Raw genomic sequence first — 19,517 nt, forward strand, 5'->3', positions numbered from 1 at the left:
CTGCATTGGGGGCGCCCGCGGTCGCGGACCGACTTCTTCAACGGTATCCCCTACGAGCGGACATCGTCAGTAAGGTCGATCACTTCTGAAAAGTGCCAACAACGGAGAAGTCGCCAAGGCTCACTCGATCACCTTGCAACGATCCCGAAGGACGGACCCGTCACAAGATCACGCCCATTCTCAGGCATAACGATTTGAGACGCGTCGCAACTGGGTCGATCATCGCACTTGGTAAGGTCGCCAGCCGCGCTGTTGCCATCCGTATGCAAATCGAGGATTCGCGCCACAATACGAAAATGTTCCGTAGGCCGATGCCTGGCACTGCTGGTAGCTTGTAAACTGACACAAGCCCGGGAGGCCGTAATCCTTGCCTTGCAGGCAGTAGGGATAATCGTAGGGATCGTTGGGTTGAGCAGATGCCGATAGCGCTGTGAACACTATGGCTACAAACGCTACGGCTCCAATGGACTTGCGCATTTCAATTTCTCCTCCTGATGCCAAGCCGCTCTGAATCGAAGCATCTCTCGGGTCGCCGAAGCGTAGAACACCTTATCGATTTACTTGGTAACCTTTTCACACTCTTCCATGGCTCGTAACCCGTCCATCTACTCGGCGTTTAAGAGAGCGTCAGGTCAATCGAAATACACGCGCGCGACTTGATAGCGCCGAAGTCCCCTGACGGATCAAACGGCCCTGGTCATTTCGACGGCCTCGGCTCGACGTCGATGGTCGCTACGAGCCGTTCAATCTCACCGTAATCGCGGATCAGCCGCAGACTCGCACCCGGCGGACCCGCCAGCCATGGCCGTCCCAGAAACGCTGGTTCACCCATTCGCAACTGCCAAAATCGTCGTATGGCCCGCGACTTGCTCCGTAAGGAGCGGGCACATAATAGCGGCCCGGAGCCGCGACACCCGCGGCGACGCCAGGCTGTGCGCTTACGGGCGTCGCGGCGAGCGAACCAGCGATCGTGGCCACCGCGACGAAGGCAGCCAATGTCCTCTTCATTCCAGGGCCCTCCTTGCAGGATGACGCCTTCGGTCAGCGCCGATGGACGGTCAATCCCCAGCGAGGCATCGTATCAGGCCAACTGAGTGCATTGATAGGGGCTGGCTTCGAGTCGCTTGTCGCGAGTCCTGATGTCCGTATGAGGCAATTGCGATAGGAGCGAGCGCGGCGTTCGGCGGGTGAATGACCGTCGCGTGCTCAATGGCACCTTTGGCTTCTGGTTCGGGTGCACCATGGCGCGATCTGCCGGAGAACTATGGGATCGCTGTCTACGCCTTCTTCAGCGTCTCGAGCGCGTCGCGGACATTGGGATCGAGCCCGCTGCCGCCCGCGTCCAGATGCGCAAAGATCGCCTTGCGCATCCGCGGGTCCCAGAACTTCCTGATGTGCTCGGCAATCCCCGGCACGGCCCTGTCGTGGCCCTGGCTCTGGAAGAATTTTCCGATCTGGTTGGCCATGTAGATCAATCGATCAGGCGACATGGGTAGCCTCCGCAACGCCGGGGGTTTGTGGAACCGCAATCCGCTCCGGATGCGTGAAGATTTCAAAGCCGTCGGATCGGGCAATCGCCGCGAGCGTGATGCCGGCGGCTTGTGCCGTCCGCACTGCCAGCGCGGTCGGCGCCGACACCGCGACCATCAGCGGGGCGCCGATCGCAGCGGTCTTCTGTACCATCTCGACCGAGACCCGGCTGGTCAGCAGTACCATACCGTCGGCGACGGGAACGGCAGCCTGTGCCAGCGCGCCGGCGAGCTTGTCGAGCGCGTTGTGGCGGCCGACGTCCTCGCGCAACGCCACGAGGCCGTGCGCCGGCGTCCAGAACGCGGCCGCATGCACCGCGCGGGTCTGGATGTTGATCTGCTGCAGCAGGGTCATGCTCGCCATGGCGGTCATGATCTCCGATGGCGAGAAGGTGCGCCCCTTCGGCACGATCGCGGCGGGACGGATGGCTTCCGCAATCGACTCGACGCCGCAAATGCCGCAACCGGTCGGGCCCGCGATATGCCGCCGCCGCTCATTGACCAGCTCGGCGCTGGAAGGTTTCAGCCACATCCTGAGCTCGATGCCGTTGTCGAGTTCCACGACGTCGAGCGTCTCGATCTCATCGGGCGACTGCACGATGCCTTCGCTGAGGCTGAAGCCGATCGCAAAGTCCCGCAGGTCCTGCGGCGTACCCATCATGACGGCATAGGTGCCGCCATTGTAGGTCAGCGCGATGGCCGTCTCCTCCGGGATCAGGCGCGCGCCTTCGCCGAGCTGGCCGTTGCGCCAGATCTGCCGATCGGCGGTGTAGACCGGATCGGGCATGCCTTACTCCGCGGCTTCCGCCGGCGCGATGCGGCGGGAGTGGCGGGCCTGCTCGTCATAGGCCTTCTGCCAGTCGGACGGACCGTTCGACGGCGAGATCTGCACCGCCGTGACCTTGTATTCCGGACAGTTGGTGGCCCAGTCCGAAAAGTCCGTGGTGATGACGTTGGCCTGCGTGTCCGGGTGGTGGAAGGTGGTGTAGACCACGCCCGGCGCCACGCGGTCGGTGATCTCCGCCCGCAGCGTGGTCTCGCCGGCGCGGCTCGCCAGCCGTACCCAATCGCCATCACGGACGCCGCGCTGTTCGGCGTCGTGCGGATGGATTTCGAGCCGGTCCTCGCTGTGCCAGACGACGTTGTCGGTGCGGCGGGTCTGCGCGCCGACATTGTACTGGCTGAGGATGCGTCCCGTCGTCAGCAACAGCGGGTACCGAGGTCCGGTCCGTTCGTCGGTCGGGACATATTCGGTGATCACGAACTTGCCCTTGCCGCGCACGAAGCCGTCGATGTGCATCACCGGCGTGCCTTGCGGCGCCTTCTCGTTGCAGGGCCACTGCACCGAGCCGAGTTCGTCGAGCTTGGCGTAGGAGACGCCGGTGAAGGTCGGCGTCAACGCCGCGATCTCGTCCATGATTTGCGATGGATGATCGTAGTGCATGTCATAGCCCATCGCCTTGGCAAGGCCGATGGTGACTTCCCAGTCGGCAAGGCCGTTGCGCGGCGTCATCACCTTGCGGACGCGCTGGATGCGGCGCTCGGCGTTGGTGAAGGTGCCGTCCTTTTCCAGGAAGGTCGATCCCGGCAGGAACACATGGGCGTAATTCGCTGTTTCGTTGAGGAAGAGGTCATGCACGATGACGCATTCCATCGACGACAGCGCGGCCACCACATGCTTGGTGTTGGGGTCGGACTGCAGGATGTCCTCGCCCTGCACATAGATGCCCATGAACGTGCCCTCGATCGCGGCGTCGAACATGTTGGGAATGCGCAGGCCCGGTTCCGGGTTGAGCTTGACGTTCCACATCGCCTCGAACTGGTCGCGCACGGCATCGCCCGAGATGTGGCGATAGCCGGGGAGTTCGTGCGGGAACGAGCCCATGTCGCAGGAGCCCTGGACATTATTTTGGCCGCGCAGCGGGTTCACGCCGACGCCGGGACGGCCGATATTGCCGGTCGCCATCGCGAGGTTGGCGATCGCGATCACCGTGGTCGAACCCTGGCTGTGTTCGGTGACGCCCAGGCCGTAATAGATCGCGCCATTGCCGCCGGTGGCGAACTGGCGTGCCGCTTCGCGCAACACCTTGGGATCGACACCGGTCATGATCGCGGTCGATTCCGGGCTGTTCTTCGGCAGCGCCACGAAGGCGGCCCATTCCTCGAACTCGCTCCAGTCGCAACGCTCGCGCACGAAGGCTTCGTCGACGAGGCCTTCGGTGACGATGACATGCGCCAGCGCCGTGAGCACGGCAACGTTGGTGCCGGGCATCAAAGGCAGATGCAGCGCCGACATATGCGGCCCTTCCACCATCTCGGTGCGGCGGGGGTCGACTACGATCAGCTTGGCGCCCTGGCGCAGCCGCTTCTTCAGCCGCGAGGCGAACACGGGGTGGGCGGATGCCGGATTGGCGCCGATCACCATCACGACGTCGGTATGCTCGACCGAGTCAAAGTCCTGCGTGCCGGCCGAGGTGCCGAACGTCGTCGCTAGACCGTAGCCGGTCGGCGAATGGCAGACCCGGGCGCAGGTATCGACGTTGTTGTTGCCAAAACCGCCGCGGATCAGCTTCTGCACCAGATAGGTCTCTTCATTGGTGCAGCGGGAGGAGGTGATGCCGCCGACCGCGTCGCGGCCATACTTGGCCTGAATGCCCTTGAATTTGGCGGCGGCAAAGCTGAACGCCTCATCCCACGATACCTCGCGCCAGGGATCGGCGATATCCTCGCGGATCATCGGCTTGAGGATGCGTTCCTTGTGGGTGGTGTAGCCCCAGGCGAAACGGCCCTTGACGCAGGAGTGGCCGCGATTGGCCTTGCCATCCTTCCACGGCACCATGCGAACGACTTCCTCGCCGCGCATCTCCGCCTTGAAGGCGCAGCCGACGCCGCAGTAAGCACAGGTCGTGACCACGGAATGCTCGGGCTGGCCGATCTCGATGACGGATTTTTCGGTCAGCGTCGCGGTTGGGCAGGCCTGCACGCAGGCGCCGCAGGACACGCATTCGGAGCCGAGGAAACTTTCGCTCATGCCGGGCGACACCCGGCTGTCGAAGCCGCGGCCGGAAATCGTCAGCGCAAAGGTGCCTTGCACTTCCTCGCAGGCGCGGACGCAGCGCGAGCAGACGATGCATTTCGAGGGATCGTAGGTGAAGTAGGGGTTGGACTCGTCCTTCGGCATCCAGTTGTCGTTGGTGCAGCCGTCCGACTTGGCGAAAACATGATTCTCGCCCTCATAGCCGTAACGCACGTCGCGCAGGCCGACGGCGCCCGCCATGTCCTGCAATTCGCAGTCGCCGTTGGCGGCGCAGGTCAGGCAGTCCAGCGGGTGGTCGGAGATGTAGAGCTCCATCACACCCTTGCGCAGCTTCTTCAGCCGTTCGGTCTGGGTATGGACGACAAGCCCGTTCATCACAGGCGTGGTGCAGGACGCCGGCGTTCCGGCGCGGCCCTCGATCTCGATCAGGCACAGCCGGCAGGAGCCGAACGCGTCGACCATGTCGGTAGCGCAGAGTTTTGGAATCTGCGTGCCGGCTTCCATCGCCGCGCGCATGATCGAGGTGCCCTCGGGCACCGTGACGCTCTGGCCGTCGATGGTGAGCGTCACCATCGTCTCGGATTTGGAGCGGGGCGTTCCGAAATCGGTTTCCTGGATCAGCGACATGGCGTTCTCCTATTCCGCGGCCTGCAGCGTGGCCGGTGCCGGGCCAAAATCTTCCCGGAAATGTTTCAATGCGCTCATGACGGGGTAGGGCGTGAAGCCGCCGAGCGCGCAGAGCGAGCCGAATTTCATGGTGTTGCAGAGGTCTTCGACTACGGCGAGGTTCTCGGATGTGCGTTCGCCGCGGATGATCTTGTCGATGGTCTCGACGCCGCGCGTCGAGCCGATCCGGCACGGCGTGCATTTGCCGCAGGATTCGACCGCGCAGAATTCCATCGCGAACCGCGCTTGCTTTGCCATGTCGACGCTATCGTCGAACACGACGATGCCGCCATGGCCGATCAGCCCGTCGCGCGCCGCGAACGCTTCATAGTCGAACGGCGTGTCGAACAGCGCGCGGGGGAAGTACGCCCCGAGTGGCCCGCCGACCTGCACCGCGCGAACCGGGCGGCCGGTAAACGTGCCGCCGCCGATGTCGTCGACGAGTTCGCCGAGCGTGACACCGAACGCGGTCTCGAACAGCCCGCCATGCCTGATGTTGCCGGCGAGCTGGATCGGCATCGTGCCGCGGGAGCGGCCCATGCCGAAATCGGCATAAGCCTTGGCGCCACCGGCGAGGATGAAGGGGATTGCCGCGAACGACAGCACGTTGTTGATCACGGTCGGCCGGCCGAACAGGCCCTTGTGTGCCGGCAGGGGTGGCTTGGCGCGGACGATGCCGCGGCGGCCTTCCAGGCTTTCCAGCAGCGAAGTCTCTTCGCCGCAGACATAGGCGCCGGCGCCGACCCGGACTTCGAGATCGAAAGTGTGGTTGGATCCGACGATGCGCTCGCCGAGATAGCCGGTGCGCCGGGCTGCCGTGATCGCGGCGTTCATCGCCGCCACCGCATGCGGATATTCCGAGCGGATGTAGATGTAGCCCTTGGTGGCGCCGACGGCGATGCCCGCGATCGTCATGCCTTCGATGACGACGAAGGGATCGCCTTCCATGATCATGCGGTCGGCAAAGGTGCCGCTGTCGCCTTCGTCGGCATTGCAGACGATATATTTGCGGTCGGCGCTGGCCTGCGCCACCGTCTTCCACTTGATGCCGGTCGGGAAACCGGCGCCGCCGCGGCCGCGCAATCCGGACGCCGTAACATCGGCAAGGATTTCATCGGAAGTGAGCGTCAGCGCGCGCTCCAGCCCCTTGTAGCCGTCATGGGCGCGGTAATCCCCGACCGAGCGGGGATCGATCACGCCGCAACGCGCGAACGTCAGGCGGGTCTGCCGCTTCAGCCAGGGAATCTCCTCGGTGAGGCCGAGCCGCAGCGGATGAGGAGAACCGGCGGTCATCGCATCGAACACGGACGCAGCGTCCGCCGCGCTCACCGGGCCAAAGGCGACACGACCTTGCGATGTCGCGACCTCGATCATCGGCTCGAGCCAATAGAGCCCGCGCGATCCGGTCCTGACGATCTCGACGGCGATGCCGGATTTGATGGCGGCCTGTTCCAGCGCGCGGGCCACGTCATCGGCGCCCACGGCGACTGCACCGGCGTCGCTGGAAACGAAAATGCGCATCGTCATCGCTGCGCCTCCGCAACCAGTGCATCGAGGCGTTGTTCATCCAGCCGTCCGACGACGCGGCCGTCGAGCATCGCCGATGGCGCGGTGGCGCAGAGGCCGAGGCAATAGATCGGCTCCAGCGTGACGCGTGCGTCGGGAGTGGTGTTGCCGATGGCGATGCCAAGCTTGGCTTCCGCGCGAGCGGCAAGCGCGTCGCCGCCTGCGGCTTGACACGCCTCGGCGCGGCAGATTTTCAGCACATGGCGGCCGGCGGGTTCGTGACGGAAGTCGTGATAGAAGGTGAATACGCCATGCACCTCGGCGCGCGACAGGCTGAGCGCGGATGCGATCATCGGAATGGCGGGCTCCGGCACGTAGCCGAACGCTTCCTGCATCGCGTGCAGGATGACGAGCGTCGCGCCTTCGAGCTTGTCGTGTTCGGCGATGATCTCGGCGCCGCGCGCCTCATTCCAAGGTTCGTATACCGATGTCATTTCCGCGTTCTCATCAGAGGTTGTGCACTCTGATGAGTAGGGGAATCGCGCGGAATATCAATAAAGCTGTCTCATGTTGCGATTTCAAAACGCAATCAAGACAAGGACATAGGCAATGCCTATGGGTTCATGGCGACCGGATTGCGGTTAACGCCTGATTATCGTCACATTGCGCAATGAAACGCGCCCGCCAGCTCGGTCCTGACGGGCGCATTTGCACATTTAGACGCCGTTTTCAGAAAACGCCTGGCACCAGCATCGCCACCTTCTCGCGATAGCGCCGATACTGATCGCCAAACATCGACAGCAGATCGCGCTCTTCGAGATAGATGCCGACGAAAATGTAGGCTGTCGTTACTGCAGCGAACAGCAGATGGCCGAGCGTCATCGTCGGCGTGCACCAGAAGGCAATGATGAAGCCGAGATAGATCGGGTGTCGGATCAGGCTGTAGAGGCCGGGCGTCTTGAACTTCATGGGCTCAACCACGCGTCCGGCAAAATGCGAGACCACCTGGGTCAATCCGAACAGCTCGAAATGGCTGATCAGGAAGGTGCTGTAGAGCACGATGAGCCAGCCCAGAAAGCCGCCTGCGGTCACGACGCCGGCGAGAATAGGGGCTTCGATGTGCCAGACCACCGCAGGCATCGGCTGCCATTGCCAGAACAGCAGGATCAGCGAAAGGCTCGCCAGCAGCACATAGGTCGAGCGTTCGATCGCAGGCGAGGCGAAGCGCGCGAACAGCTTCTTGAAGCCCTGCCGCGCCATGCCGCTGTGCTGAACGGCGAAAATCGACATCAGCACCAGGTTGACCAGCAAGGCGGTCGTCAGCGAGGCCGCACGACCGGTGTCGACGGTCTTGGGTACGACAAATCCCGAGACGAAGCCGACCGCGTAGAGAAACGTGCCGAAGAAGATCAGGTAGGCGAGGCCGCCATAGCAGAGGGTAAGCAACCTCGTTGCAAGGGAGGCAACGGCGGGACGCGCCGCATTCGGACCATTTTGCATCGTAATCGACATTCGAAATCTCCTTGGTTTTGGAAATGGTGACGTCGGACAAATGCTTTGTTCAGGACAGCTCGAGGCGTTTCCGCTTGCGACGCCGCGCGGCTCTTTCGAGTGCGGGGTCGATCGGGCTGAGATAGATGCGCTTGTTTTTCAGGTCGCGATCTCCGGCCTGATGCGCCGCGAGCCAGGCGGCTTGCCGATCGCGGTAGGCGATGGCGGCGGCCATCCAGCTGTCGAGAAGGCCGCGCAGTCGCGAGGGCAGAATCAGCGGGGCGGCGATGGGGCTTGCCTCGATCGGCGCGCAAGGCCGGGCGGCGCCGTCGTGCGGCAACAAGCCTTCTGGTGGAACAGCCGGCTTGGTGGGATTGAGCAACAGGCCAATCATGGGATCTCCGATTGAACGATGATTGGCCCGTCTGTAGATTGGGATTCGTGTTCCCGCTTGGCGGAGTCCTTGAGAAGACCTTTGTTTTTCATCCGGAAGTGACTGTTTTTACTTAGTTTGTATCGTAAACCGCCTGATAGTGGCGGACCTGCCTCGCGTCGGAATAACAGAGGTGGTAGTGCAGTACCGATTCGCCGAATATGAAATCGACCTCAGCCAGCATGAGCTGCGCAGGCTAGGCGAAGCCGTGCATATCGAGCCCCAGGTCTTCGATCTCATCGTTCACCTGGTGCGCAACCATGACCGGATCGTCAGCAAGGACGAGCTGATCGAGACGGTCTGGAATGGCCGGATCATTTCCGAAGCCGCGCTCTCCAGCCGCATCAACGGCGCCCGGCGCGCGCTTGGCGACAATGGAAACGACCAGCTCTTTATTCGGACATTGCATAAGCGGGGATTCCGCTTTGTCGGCGATGTTCATGCCATCGATGCGCCGAAAGCCGACGTAGAGGCCGCGCCGCTCGTTCCTGACGATGCGGTTACGCCGGACCATCCCCCACACCGCGTCTCGGTTTTTGCCGAAGTGCCCCGCCTTGATGACGTCGTCTCGGAATCCATCAAGGCAGAGGCGGTCACGCGATCGTCGATCGCCGTGATGCCGTTTGGAAACATGTCTGACGATCCCGAGAACGACTATTTCAGTTACGGGTTGACGGAAGACATCATTCGTCTCCTCGCCCGCAACCGATGGCTTTCGGTCATCTCGCGGCACTCGACCATGGCGTTCCAGGGACGGACGGTGGACGCGCGCGAAATCGGCGAGCAACTGGGTGTCAGGTATGTGCTCGTCGGCAGCGTTCGCAAGAGTCGCGATGCCGTGCGGATAACGGCGGAACTGGTCCGGGCGGCCGATCGACAGCAATTATGGGCCGACAAATACGATCTGAAGCTGGAGTATATCTTCGATATCCAGGAGGAGATGGCTCGCCAGATCGCCGCAACGATCGAGCCTGAGCTGTCCAAGGTCGAACAGCAACTCGCCGCCCGCAAGGCGCCGGAAAGCCTCGATGCCTGGGATTGCTACCAGCGCGGTCTGTGGAACTTCTGGCGCTTCACCACGCCGGGGTTCGATTCGGCCGAAGCTTATTTTCAGCGGGCGATTTCAGCAGATCCGAATTTCGCCCGCGGCCACGGCGCTCTCAGCTACGTCAATTTGCAGCGCGCCTTTGTTGACGAGCCGAAAGATCGTCCGGCGCGACTGGAAGCGGCGTTGCGTCAGGCCCGTGCTGCCGTCGCGCTCGACGACCTCGATTGTTTTTGCCACTGCGTCCTCGGACGAGCCCTCTGTTTGACCCATCAGAATGACGAAGCGCTGGCAGCTCTCGACGTAGCCCTGGAGCTCAATCCGAGCTTTGCGCAAGCCTATTTCGCGCAAGGATTCAACTTGCTCTGGTACGGGCGGGAGATCGAGGCAGAAACGCTGCTCGATCAGGCGACCATGCTCAGTCCGCGCGACAGCCATCTGTGGAGTTTCCACCACGTCCGCTCCTGGACGCACTTCTCCCTCGGCGAATACGACATAGCAGCCGAGTTCGCTCGAAGGGCGACACGGCAGCCCAATGTCACCTACCAGGCCTTTGCATCCCTTGCCGCGTCGCTTGGACTTTTCGGTGAGAAGGCGCAGGCGAAGGCGGCGGCTGCTGAACTGCTGCAGCGCAAGCCGAACTACAACCTCGAGACGGCGCGACAGGAGCTGTTCTTCTGCAATGATCGTGGCTTCATCGATCGCTTCGTCGAAGGCCTGCGTGTCGCCGGTATCGCGCGCGCCTAGCTTGGCGTGATCACGGCTGCGGACCGGACAGGTTCATTTCGCGCTCGGCGCGGAACACGTTGCTATATAGGTTTGCAATCCATTGCCGTCCCCTTGAGGTGACGTTGAGATAGCGTATCGCTGTCTGGATCTGCGGCGCGACGTTGTTCCAGTAGAACTGCGGATATTTGTAGACGACATCAGCCGGCGTCTCGTAGCCGAGCTGCTTGGTCAGGCCGATCTCCTGAAATTCATAGAACAGGGCATTCGACTTTTTCAGGTAATTGGGGTCGCCGAGCTGGCCGATGAGGTCAGCCGCGCGCAGCAACAATCCTTCCTCTTCGATCAGATCGTCGCCCGATGCTTCCGGGTAGGGAAAGCGGGTATATTCGATCGCTCTGGCGATCCGGCTGGCGTCGACTTCGTCCATTGTGTCGAGGCGTTCGAAGACGAACAGTTTTGAGCGGTCCACATGGTAGGGCGCCAGCGACGCATCGGACGAGCCTCTCGGCAGGCGGATGGTTCGGCCGCTGAGGTCGGCGACATAGGACTCGCTGTCATCTCCCTGAACGGTTCCTCTGACATATCCGATGTCGTGGGTCAGGCACGCCAGGATGAAGTTGGCGTAGTCGTCGGGCGTCGTCGGCCGCAGCACCGCCCGTCCCATCAGGATGTCGTGGCCGGCCAGGGTAACGAGCAGGGAATGCTCGACGTTGTGATAGAGCGCGTCGCTGTTGCCGATGCACTCCAATGTGAGCCGGGCGGCATAGGGCAGGAACTCCGCCAGTCGGGCTTGGGAGGAGCCAAACCGGCTCTTGGTTTCCGCGGTCAGAAATGTGCCGAGGGCTTGCGCTACCAGTTCCGGGATCGTGATCATCTGAACACCCCATCTCGATTGTGCGGTGTAGACGCAATATTCGCGTATCGGTGCAACACCAGCACCATAGCACGTTGTTTGGGTGTGCCGGGTATCGCCCGCTTCATGCTGCGCCGCAGGCAGTCTGGGCCGGTTTGATAACGGTGGGTCAGTTGCCGTGACGCATTTTGCGGCCGGCGGGCGCTGGCGACATCGCCCGCCAAGCCAAAATCAAGATTATCTTCAGATTATCTGAATACGGGCTCTAAGCGCGGCGCGCCGATACGGGCCATATTCGCCGGCATGAAACGACGAGAATTCATTGCGCTTGCGGGTGCTGCGATGGCCTGGCCGGTCGCCGCGTTCGCTCAGGATTCGGCAAAGGTCTATCGAATTTTCTGGGTCTCCATCCAATCCCAGCCCGACCCGTTTCTGGACGGCTTCAGGGAGGGATTGCGAGCGCGCGGCTATATCGAGGGCAAGAACCTCGCCCTCGAACTACACTTCGGCAATCCCCATGCGCTGCGCGAGGTGGTGGCCGAACTGAGGCGCGGCAATATCGATCTTGCCGTATCGAGCGGTCCTGCGACGCGCGCGCTGACGGAGGTCAAGGACATTCCCGTCCTGTTTGCCCTCAGCGGCGACCCGGTGGCGTTGGGCGTCGTCGAGAGTCTCGGTCAACCTGGCGGCAACTTCACCGGCTCGACTTTCCTTTCGCTTGAACTGGCGGGGAAGCGCGTTGAGTTGCTCAAGGAGGTCGTGCCGACCCTGCGCCGGCTGGCCGTGTTTTCGAACAGCAACCATCCGGGAGAACAATCGGAATGGCGCGCGACCCGGGAGGCCGCGGCAAAGCTGGGCATTGAACCGGTCTATGTTCCCTTCGCCGGCCCGAACGCGCTGGACGCCGGACTTGCCGCGGCGGGGGAGGCCCGTGCGGACGCCTTGCTGGTGTTCCCGGATGTTCTGACGATGGTACACCGGAACAAGATTGCCCAATTCGCCATCGCGCACCGGCTGCCGTCGATGTTCGGCTGGAGCGAATATTGTGAGGCCGGCGGATTGCTGAGCTACGGGGCCAACCAGCGCGCGACCTATTTCTGGCTCGCGACCTATGCCGACCGGATCTTGCGCGGCGAGAAGCCAGCCAATCTTCCCGTCATGCAGCCTACGAAGTTCGAGTTGGTCGTCAATCTCAGGACAGCCGAACAACTCGGCATCGACCTCGACAAATCGTCCGTCCTGTTTCGCGCCAACAGGGTGATCGAATGAAGCAGGTGTATCTCATATTGGTTTGAAACTCTTTTGCTTGGATGTTGTTTCGGTGACCCGTCCGCGCCGCTCGCTGTTCGTCAAGTACTTCACCACACTGTTTGTCGCAGTGGTGGTGCCGCTGCTGCTTGGCTCGGCAACCGAAGCCTGGTTTGCCTTTCGCGATAACAGGTTCGATCTGGATGAACTTCTCCAGGTCGAGGCCCGCTCGGCGGCCGACCGGATACAGGCGTTCACCGACGGAATACGCGATCAGCTCGGCTGGGTCGTGCAGTTTCCCTGGACCCAGGGCGAGGACGACCGGCGCCGGATCGACGGGTTGCGCCTGCTGCAGCAAGTGCCGGCGATCGTTTCGCTCTCGATGGTCGACCCGACCGGTACCGAACGCGTTTTCGTATCCCGCGTCAGCATGAACAGAACCGGCGCCGGCGCGGACATGTCGGCGGATCCTGCGGTGGTCGGCGCGCGCGCCAACCGGGTCTGGTACGGCCCGGTGCATTATCGGCACGATTCCGAGCCTTACATGCGGATCGCGGTGGCGGGAAACCGCGCGGCCGCCGGGATCGTCATTGCCGACATCAACCTGAAACTGATCTGGGACATCATTGCGAGGATCAAGATCGGCGATACCGGCCACGCGCTCATTGTTGACGACACAGGGCGTCTTGTTGCCCATCCGGATATCAGCCTGGTTCTGCGCAGCGGCGCCGGGGCAGGCGACTTCAATCGGCTCAAGTCAGAAGTCAGCGCCGCGAACGGATCCGCGATCACCACGACCGGCGAGGATGGTATGCCCGTGGTCGCACTTTCCGTGCGTGCCGCCAATCTGGATTGGACGGTGATTGCCGAACAGCCCGTACAGGAGGCGTACGAATCGATCCGCGCCGCGCTGTGGCGTTCCCTGATCCTCATCGGCCTCGGAATCGTCTTCGCGTTTGTCCTGGCCTATTGGCGGGCATGCCGCATGTGGGGACCGATCCGGCAATTGGAGGCCGGCGTCGAGCGGATCGGGATGGGGCAACTCGACCACCGCATCTCGATCCAGAGCCGCGACGAACTGGAGCAACTGGCGGTCCGGTTCAACCAGATGGCGGAGGAACTCGCGGTCTCGCAGCAGAAGTCCGAGCGCATCAATCGCCTGAAGCAGTTCTTGGCGCCGCAAGTGGCCGAGCTGGTCGAACACTCCGATCAGCGGCTGCTCGACGGACATCGCCGGGAGGTGGTTGCGATCTTCGGCGATCTGCGCGGCTTCACCGCGTTTTCCGCGCGCGCCGAGCCCGATGTCATTATCGCGGTGCTGCGGGAGTATTATGAAGCGATTGGCGCCGTGACGGAGCGCCACTCGGCGACTTTGATCCGCTTCGCCGGTGACGGCGTGATGGTCCTCGTCAACGCGCCGGTCGCCTGCGACGATCCGGCGGAGCGTGGCGTGCGGCTTGCGATCGACATGCAGGCTGCGGTGCAATCGCTCGCCGATTCCTGGAACGCCCGCGGCTGCGCCATTGGTTTCGGTGTCGGTATCGCGATGGGGCCCGCGACCGTCGGAACGCTTGGCTGGCACGGACGCCTCGACTACACGGCGATCGGAAGCGTGGTCAATCTGGCATCGCGGCTTTGCGGCTTGGCGGAGGATAGGCAGATCCTGGTGGATCCGGTCGTTAGCGGTCATGCCAAGGGCTGCATCGCGCTGGCATCCATCGGAGAGCGGACCATCAAGGGCTACGATCGTGCACTGGAAGTTTTCGCCGTGGTCCGTGCCGACGCGCCCATGCGGCGTCGCACATCGCCCGAATTGGATCTCGTCAGCTAACGGCGTCAACGCCGGCCAGCATGGCGATGGGTATCGCTTCGCACCACCCATCCTGCGCGGCTGGCATATCCGATAACGGCGAAAAATCGTCCAATTTGACAATCCAATCGATCACGCAACATGCTCATCCGACGCCGCTTTTGAAGTATTGGCGGCTGCCCGCCCGTGCTATCTGTGGCGAGCCGGGCGGGGGCCCTTGCCACAAATGTTTAACTTCCTGGGAATGACGCCTTGATCGACAAGCTTGAACTTCTGCTCGCGCTCGCCAAGGAGCGGCATTTCGGACGGGCTGCGGAAGCCTGTGGCGTCACCCAGCCGACCATGTCGACCAGCCTCAAGCAGCTCGAGGAGATCCTCGGCGTCATGCTGGTGCAGCGCGGCTCGCGCTTCCAGGGTTTCACACCGGAGGGCGAGCGCACGCTCGACTGGGCGCGGCGCATTGTCGGCGATGCGCGGGCGATGCGGCAGGAGATCAACAGCCTCAAGGACAAGCTCTCCGGCGAGATCCGGATCGCCGCGATCCCGACCGTGCTCGGCATGGTGGCGCAGCTCACGACGCCGTACCGCGCGCGCTATCCCGACGTGCGCTTTCGCATCCAGTCCTGCACCTCGGCCGACGTGCTGGGCCTGTTGGAAAATCTCGAGGTCGATGCCGGGCTGACCTATATCGAGAACGAGCCGATCGGCAAGGTGCGCACCATTCCGCTCTACAACGAGAACTATCGCCTGCTGACGGCGCCTGATGCCATGTTCGGCGATCGCGACCGGGTGACCTGGAAAGAGGTCGGGCAGGTGCCGCTGTGCCTGCTGACGCCGGACATGCAGAACCGCCGCATCATCGATCGCGCGCTGGCGTCCGTCGGGGCCGAGGCGACGCCGACGCTGACCTCGAACTCGCTGCTGGTGCTCTACACCCATGTGAAGACCGGGCGCTGGGCGAGCGTCATGCCGGCCAAGCTTGCGGAGACGCTGGGGCTGTCGGATTCCGTGCGCAGCATTCCGATCGTCGATCCCGTCGTCGACTACAGCATCGGCCTCGTGGTTCCGCAGCGCGACCCGATGACGCCGCTGATCGCAGCGCTGGTGCAGGTCGCCCGCGAGGTGGCGCCGACGCTGGAGTAGATCGTGCCGTGCCAGGGCGCTCATAAATCGCCCAGCGTGTCCGCTTTCAGGCAAACCGGACATCAAGCCAACATTGGCCGAATGACCGAGCCTGACCCCTAGCAGTCCTTCTTCCTGAAGCGAGGCGAAGAAACCGAACTTCGAGGTGTTTTCCTTCCGTCGGACTCGCGGTAGCTTATCCGGACGGCTTCGAGGGCGTAGGCCGGTACTCGCTTCTGCGTCGGAGGCATCGATGACCAACCTTTATTTCGAAGAACTGGAAATCGGGAGCCGCAGCACGGCTGGACCCTACCTCCTTGGCAAGGACGAGATCATCCGGTTCGCGAAACAATATGATCCGATACCACGCCACATCGACGAGGAAGCAGCGGCGAAATCAGTGTTTGGCGGATTGACGGCATCGGGGTCGAACACGTTTGCGGTCTACATCCTACTCTCGAGTCAGCTTCAGCCGCACTATCAGGTCCTAATGGGATTGGGTTGGGAAGAGCTGAAGCTGACGAACCCGGTACGCCCGGGTGACGCGCTCGATCTCGAAATGACCATTCTGGAGTTGCGCGCCTCGAAATCGAAACCCGAGTGGGGCATCGTCCGCAACAAAAACCTGCTGCGCAATCAAAAGCGCGAGACGGTGCTGGAATGCATTTCCACCATTTTCGTTGCGCGGCGACCGGGCGCGGACGCGCCGAGCGCGAGTTGAAAGGCTATATCTGTCCGAGACCGCTTCCACCCACGAGATGTGTGCTCTCCGACCACGCATTGCAGATCAAGCTCTAGAGAGACCGCTCGATGCAGCATAATGCGTTAGTCAGCTTTAGCAGCATCTTCACTTTACGTGACGGGGTGAGTGAAGAGGAGTTTCTGGCCAGGCTGCACGCCTTTTTTCAACATTTTATAGACATGGATTTTGCCACAGATTATCGCGTCATGCGTCGCGAAGCGCTGGAAGGCTTTGGCAAAACGATACCGGCCTTCACGTATCGAGGTGAACTCATCTACCCGGATCTGGAACGGGAGCGCGCCGCTTACGAATACGTTAAGCAACATGGCGAGCGCGTACACTTGCTGCACATTGCGATGAATTCTCTGGTCAAACCTGACGCGGACTTCTTTTTGGAGACGCGCATCTCGTAGGAAACGAACTTCCGCTTGTGGCCCCCCTCGGACCTCGCGAGATGTCCGACTTGAGTCCGCAAAGTGGGCCAAAGCGGACACTGATCACGCACTGTTATCCAATCGCGCTTTTATGAGTACAGCCCTAGTAACTCGCCGGCATCAGCCGTAGACGCGGATAGAGCCGGTCGATGGCGGCCATGTCGCTGCGCATCTGCTCGATGATCCAGTCTCTGATGTCGCTGACCACCGGCCGGATCGATCGATCATGCGGGTGCACCAGTTCGCAAAGCCGCCGTGTCGTGGTCAGGGTTTCCGAGGCCGGGACCAGGGCGCCGGTCAGCAGCCAATGGGCTGCGACCGTGAGCCAGCCCAGCGCAATGCCTTGACCGAGCAACGCTGCCTGCACCACGACCGCATAATCGGAAAAACTCAGCGACTTCGCGGGTCCCGATCGTTTGGTGAGAAAGGCCGGATATTCGGCAGCCCAATCGCCCGGTGTATCGGCGAGGCGGATGATGGTGTTGGCCTCGATCGGCCCGTCGGCGCTATCGGCGTCGCGATAGGCCGGGCTGCAGATCGGCAGCATGACTTCCTTCATGACCAGCGCGCCGTTCCGCGCGGGATCGTATCGGTCGCGAAACCGCATGCCGAGATCGACATTGTCGACCGGACCGCGCAGCGGGCCGGAGATAAGCTGGAAGCGGAGATCGACAGTCGGAAACTGGCGCTGCAGCTTGTCGATGCGGGGCATCAGCCAGTGGGTGGTGAACGCTGAGGACACCGAGAGCGTGACGGTTTCGGTGCCCTTGCGGCGGCGGTCGATCTCGATCAGGCCACCCTCGATGCTGCGGAATCCATCCGATACGTGGCGATAGAGGATCTCGCCTTCTTCCGTCAGGGCCGCGCGGCCATTGGTGCGGTCGAACAGACGAACGCCGAGATAGTCCTCGAACTGTCCGAGCATCCGGCTTACCGCGGGCTGGGTGACGTTCAGTTCGGCCGCCGCCGCCGTGAAGCTGCCGTTGCGCGCGGCGGCGTCAAAGACGAACAGCGCGTGGCTCGAGGGCAGCTTCCGTCGAAGGTCAGGCATAACCTGATGTTATGCCGCCGGTGAGAATTTGGCAATTGCCCCTGCCGGCCAACTCTGGTTGGCTTGCGCGATAGTCTGCCAGGACGGGCGGGATTGAAAAACCGGCGCAGCAGGGACAGCCTCGGGGGCTAGCCTGAAGTGCCCGGTCTATAAGACGAGATCATGCCGGTTTCAACCGTCGCTTGCGCGATCGCAGGTGACGTCGATGGCGCGCATCGGTGCACGCCCTCGGCAACGCAACGGGGTCGATCATTGGACCAGGGCGGAGAGAGCGTCGATATCAAGGCCGCGAGCAAGAGCTATGGCGCGGTCCTGGCGCTTGATGACGTCACCCTGAACGTTGCGCCGCGCGAGTTCGTCTCCCTGCTCGGGCCGTCCGGGTCCGGCAAGACCACGCTGCTCGGCATTCTCGGCGGCTTCGTTCAGCCTTCGTCCGGCTCGATCCATTTCGGCGGCCGCGACGTGACGTTCCTGCCGCCGCACAAGCGTGACATCGGTGTGGTGTTCCAGAACTACGCGCTGTTTCCGCACATGAGCGTTGGCGAGAACGTCGCCTTTCCACTCCGCGCGCGCCGGATTCCAAAGGCGGATTGGGCTGCGAGAGTGCGCGCCGCGCTGGCCATGGTCGGGCTGTCGGGTTACGAGGCGCGCGGCATCGCCCAACTCTCCGGCGGCCAGCGACAGCGCGTGGCGCTGGCACGCGCCATGATCTTCGAGCCGCGCCTGATCCTGATGGACGAGCCGCTGTCCGCGCTCGACAAGCAGTTGCGGGAAGCGATGCAGATCGAATTGCGCGAACTGCACAGGCGGATCGGCGCCACCATCATCTACGTCACTCACGACCAGCGCGAGGCGCTGACGATGAGTGACCGCGTCGCGATCCTCAAGGACGGGCGGCTGGTCCAGATCGATCGCCCCGAGCGGCTGCACGATTATCCGGCGGACTCATTCGTGGCGAGCTTTATCGGCGAGGCGAGCCTGCTGCCGGTCCGGCGCATCGATGCCTGCAGCGTGGCGCTCGGGCCGGCCGTCCTGAAAAGCGCGCGCGCGATCCCGGACGGCGAGGCGCTGATGCTCGCGGTGCACAGCGAAAAACTCCTGATCGCGGACGGCGTGGCGGATGCCGCGCTCAACCGTCTTGCCGGCAAGGTCACCGACATCGTCTATCAGGGCGAAAGCCTTCGCGTGTTCCTGCAACTGCCCGACGGGACTTGTCTCAGCCTGCGCCAGCCCAGCCATTACCAGGCCTCGCGCCTGTTACCTCCGATAGGCGGCGAACTCACCGTCACTCTCCATCCCGAAGACACCATCGTCGTGCCTAAGGCGCAGGAGAAGGCGCAGTAAAGCCGCGGGAATGAGTGCCGACATTCAAATGCAAGTGCAACCACAGACCAACCAGAACAAGAGATGAAAATGTCCTACGATAGCTTCAAGGTTCTCACTTTCGATGTCGTCGGCACCTTGATCGATTTCGAGGCCGGTGTGCTCGATGCCGTGCGCCGGATCTCCGGCCGAAAAGCGGCCGAGCTCAGCGACGATCAGATCTTCGCGTCCTACAAGCGCGGCCGTGATGCGCATCCGGAGCGGTCGAGCGAAGTGATGTTCCATGTCTACCGGCACCTCGCCAAGGAACTGGGACTAGCGGCCGACGATGCCGCTTGCGATGCCTTCCAGCTCGCCGTGCTGCGCTGGCAGCCGTTTTCGGATTCGGTCGAGGCGCTGAAGCGCCTGCGCACCAGGTTCCGGTTGGTGGCGATGACCAATGCGGATCGCGTCGCGCTGTCGTGCTATTCCCACGCGCTCGATAATCCTTTCCACGAC

General features: G+C 62.6%; 19 protein-coding genes. 8 read left to right on the forward strand and 11 right to left on the reverse strand.

Annotated elements, in window-relative coordinates; genetic code table 11:
• Positions 1-219 precede the first annotated feature (219 nt).
• From CQ14_RS42630 to CQ14_RS29065, 9 genes are all read right to left on the reverse strand, one after another.
• Positions 220-477 (reverse strand): DUF3551 domain-containing protein, encoded by a 258-nt coding sequence (locus CQ14_RS42630; protein WP_082650074.1) that lies wholly within the window; start codon positions 475-477, stop codon positions 220-222.
• 288 nt (positions 478-765) lie between these two features.
• Positions 766-1,008, reverse strand: coding sequence for a hypothetical protein (locus CQ14_RS42635; RefSeq protein WP_082650075.1), 243 nt, complete (start codon positions 1,006-1,008; stop codon positions 766-768).
• 269 nt (positions 1,009-1,277) lie between these two features.
• Positions 1,278-1,490: a formate dehydrogenase subunit delta gene (locus CQ14_RS29035; RefSeq protein ID WP_057861242.1), complete on the reverse strand. Its 213-nt coding sequence runs from the start codon at positions 1,488-1,490 to the stop codon at positions 1,278-1,280.
• Positions 1,480-2,316, reverse strand: coding sequence for a formate dehydrogenase accessory sulfurtransferase FdhD (gene fdhD, locus CQ14_RS29040; protein ID WP_057861243.1), 837 nt, complete (start codon positions 2,314-2,316; stop codon positions 1,480-1,482). The genes CQ14_RS29035 and fdhD overlap by 11 nt, the downstream gene beginning before the upstream one ends.
• Before the next feature lie 3 nt (positions 2,317-2,319).
• Positions 2,320-5,193: a formate dehydrogenase subunit alpha gene (fdhF, locus tag CQ14_RS29045; RefSeq protein ID WP_057861244.1), complete on the reverse strand. Its 2,874-nt coding sequence runs from the start codon at positions 5,191-5,193 to the stop codon at positions 2,320-2,322.
• Between the two features lie 9 nt (positions 5,194-5,202).
• Entirely contained in the window at positions 5,203-6,759 is a 1,557-nt protein-coding gene (locus CQ14_RS29050) for a formate dehydrogenase beta subunit (RefSeq protein WP_057861245.1), read from the reverse strand.
• Positions 6,756-7,232, reverse strand: a complete 477-nt coding sequence (locus CQ14_RS29055) for a formate dehydrogenase subunit gamma (protein WP_057861246.1) — start codon at positions 7,230-7,232, stop codon at positions 6,756-6,758. Before CQ14_RS29055 ends, CQ14_RS29050 begins: the two co-directional genes overlap by 4 nt.
• Before the next feature lie 235 nt (positions 7,233-7,467).
• Positions 7,468-8,250 (reverse strand): methanethiol S-methyltransferase, encoded by a 783-nt coding sequence (mddA, locus tag CQ14_RS29060; protein WP_082650076.1) that lies wholly within the window; start codon positions 8,248-8,250, stop codon positions 7,468-7,470.
• A 49-nt stretch (positions 8,251-8,299) separates the two neighbouring features.
• Positions 8,300-8,623, reverse strand: coding sequence for a hypothetical protein (locus CQ14_RS29065; protein WP_057861247.1), 324 nt, complete (start codon positions 8,621-8,623; stop codon positions 8,300-8,302).
• Between the two features lie 178 nt (positions 8,624-8,801).
• Between CQ14_RS29065 and CQ14_RS29070 the strand changes: the two genes are divergently transcribed.
• Complete coding sequence (locus CQ14_RS29070; RefSeq protein WP_057861248.1) at positions 8,802-10,454, forward strand: winged helix-turn-helix domain-containing tetratricopeptide repeat protein; 1,653 nt, start codon at positions 8,802-8,804, stop codon at positions 10,452-10,454.
• Positions 10,455-10,464: 10 nt separating this feature from the next.
• Here CQ14_RS29070 and CQ14_RS29075 read toward each other — a convergent pair whose 3' ends face one another.
• The gene (locus CQ14_RS29075; RefSeq protein WP_057861249.1) at positions 10,465-11,310 is read right to left on the reverse strand and encodes an HD domain-containing protein; all 846 of its coding nucleotides are present in this window, start codon (positions 11,308-11,310) and stop codon (positions 10,465-10,467) included.
• A gap of 282 nt (positions 11,311-11,592) precedes the next feature.
• Between CQ14_RS29075 and CQ14_RS29080 the strand changes: the two genes are divergently transcribed.
• The 5 genes from CQ14_RS29080 (at position 11,593) to CQ14_RS29100 (ending at position 16,624) form a co-directional block, all read left to right on the forward strand.
• Entirely contained in the window at positions 11,593-12,558 is a 966-nt protein-coding gene (locus tag CQ14_RS29080; protein ID WP_057861250.1) for an ABC transporter substrate-binding protein, read from the forward strand.
• A 52-nt stretch (positions 12,559-12,610) separates the two neighbouring features.
• A complete protein-coding gene (locus CQ14_RS29085; RefSeq protein ID WP_057861387.1) occupies positions 12,611-14,368 on the forward strand; it encodes an adenylate/guanylate cyclase domain-containing protein in 1,758 nt (585 codons plus the stop codon).
• 231 nt (positions 14,369-14,599) lie between these two features.
• On the forward strand, positions 14,600-15,490 hold the full coding sequence (locus tag CQ14_RS29090) for a LysR family transcriptional regulator (RefSeq protein ID WP_057861251.1): 891 nt from the start codon (positions 14,600-14,602) through the stop codon (positions 15,488-15,490).
• Between the two features lie 232 nt (positions 15,491-15,722).
• Entirely contained in the window at positions 15,723-16,190 is a 468-nt protein-coding gene (locus CQ14_RS29095) for a MaoC/PaaZ C-terminal domain-containing protein (protein ID WP_057861252.1), read from the forward strand.
• 89 nt (positions 16,191-16,279) lie between these two features.
• Positions 16,280-16,624, forward strand: a complete 345-nt coding sequence (locus CQ14_RS29100; RefSeq protein WP_057861253.1) for a DUF6614 family protein — start codon at positions 16,280-16,282, stop codon at positions 16,622-16,624.
• Between the two features lie 124 nt (positions 16,625-16,748).
• Here CQ14_RS29100 and CQ14_RS29105 read toward each other — a convergent pair whose 3' ends face one another.
• Positions 16,749-17,696 (reverse strand): LysR family transcriptional regulator, encoded by a 948-nt coding sequence (locus CQ14_RS29105; RefSeq protein ID WP_057861254.1) that lies wholly within the window; start codon positions 17,694-17,696, stop codon positions 16,749-16,751.
• A gap of 252 nt (positions 17,697-17,948) precedes the next feature.
• Between CQ14_RS29105 and CQ14_RS29110 the strand changes: the two genes are divergently transcribed.
• A complete protein-coding gene (locus tag CQ14_RS29110; protein WP_057861255.1) occupies positions 17,949-19,040 on the forward strand; it encodes an ABC transporter ATP-binding protein in 1,092 nt (363 codons plus the stop codon).
• 69 nt (positions 19,041-19,109) lie between these two features.
• Positions 19,110-19,517: HAD-IA family hydrolase (locus CQ14_RS46910; RefSeq protein ID WP_245320591.1), on the forward strand; the 408-nt coding region annotated here is incomplete at its 3' end.

It is taken from the genome of Bradyrhizobium lablabi (assembly GCF_001440475.1).
GTDB classification, from domain to species: domain Bacteria; phylum Pseudomonadota; class Alphaproteobacteria; order Rhizobiales; family Xanthobacteraceae; genus Bradyrhizobium; species Bradyrhizobium lablabi.

Coding starts and splice junctions, on each gene's coding strand:
- CQ14_RS29100 (WP_057861253.1), top strand. CDS start 16,280: ATGCAGCATAATGCGTTAGTCAGCTTTAGCAGCATCTTCACTTTACGT.
- CQ14_RS29075 (WP_057861249.1), bottom strand. CDS start 11,310: ATGATCACGATCCCGGAACTGGTAGCGCAAGCCCTCGGCACATTTCTG.
- CQ14_RS42630 (WP_082650074.1), bottom strand. CDS start 477: ATGCGCAAGTCCATTGGAGCCGTAGCGTTTGTAGCCATAGTGTTCACA.
- fdhF (WP_057861244.1), bottom strand. CDS start 5,193: ATGTCGCTGATCCAGGAAACCGATTTCGGAACGCCCCGCTCCAAATCC.
- mddA (WP_082650076.1), bottom strand. CDS start 8,250: ATGTCGATTACGATGCAAAATGGTCCGAATGCGGCGCGTCCCGCCGTT.
- CQ14_RS29080 (WP_057861250.1), top strand. CDS start 11,593: ATGAAACGACGAGAATTCATTGCGCTTGCGGGTGCTGCGATGGCCTGG.
- CQ14_RS29055 (WP_057861246.1), bottom strand. CDS start 7,232: ATGACATCGGTATACGAACCTTGGAATGAGGCGCGCGGCGCCGAGATC.
- CQ14_RS29105 (WP_057861254.1), bottom strand. CDS start 17,696: ATGCCTGACCTTCGACGGAAGCTGCCCTCGAGCCACGCGCTGTTCGTC.
- CQ14_RS29050 (WP_057861245.1), bottom strand. CDS start 6,759: ATGACGATGCGCATTTTCGTTTCCAGCGACGCCGGTGCAGTCGCCGTG.
- fdhD (WP_057861243.1), bottom strand. CDS start 2,316: ATGCCCGATCCGGTCTACACCGCCGATCGGCAGATCTGGCGCAACGGC.
- CQ14_RS29065 (WP_057861247.1), bottom strand. CDS start 8,623: ATGATTGGCCTGTTGCTCAATCCCACCAAGCCGGCTGTTCCACCAGAA.
- CQ14_RS29095 (WP_057861252.1), top strand. CDS start 15,723: ATGACCAACCTTTATTTCGAAGAACTGGAAATCGGGAGCCGCAGCACG.
- CQ14_RS42635 (WP_082650075.1), bottom strand. CDS start 1,008: ATGAAGAGGACATTGGCTGCCTTCGTCGCGGTGGCCACGATCGCTGGT.
- CQ14_RS29035 (WP_057861242.1), bottom strand. CDS start 1,490: ATGTCGCCTGATCGATTGATCTACATGGCCAACCAGATCGGAAAATTC.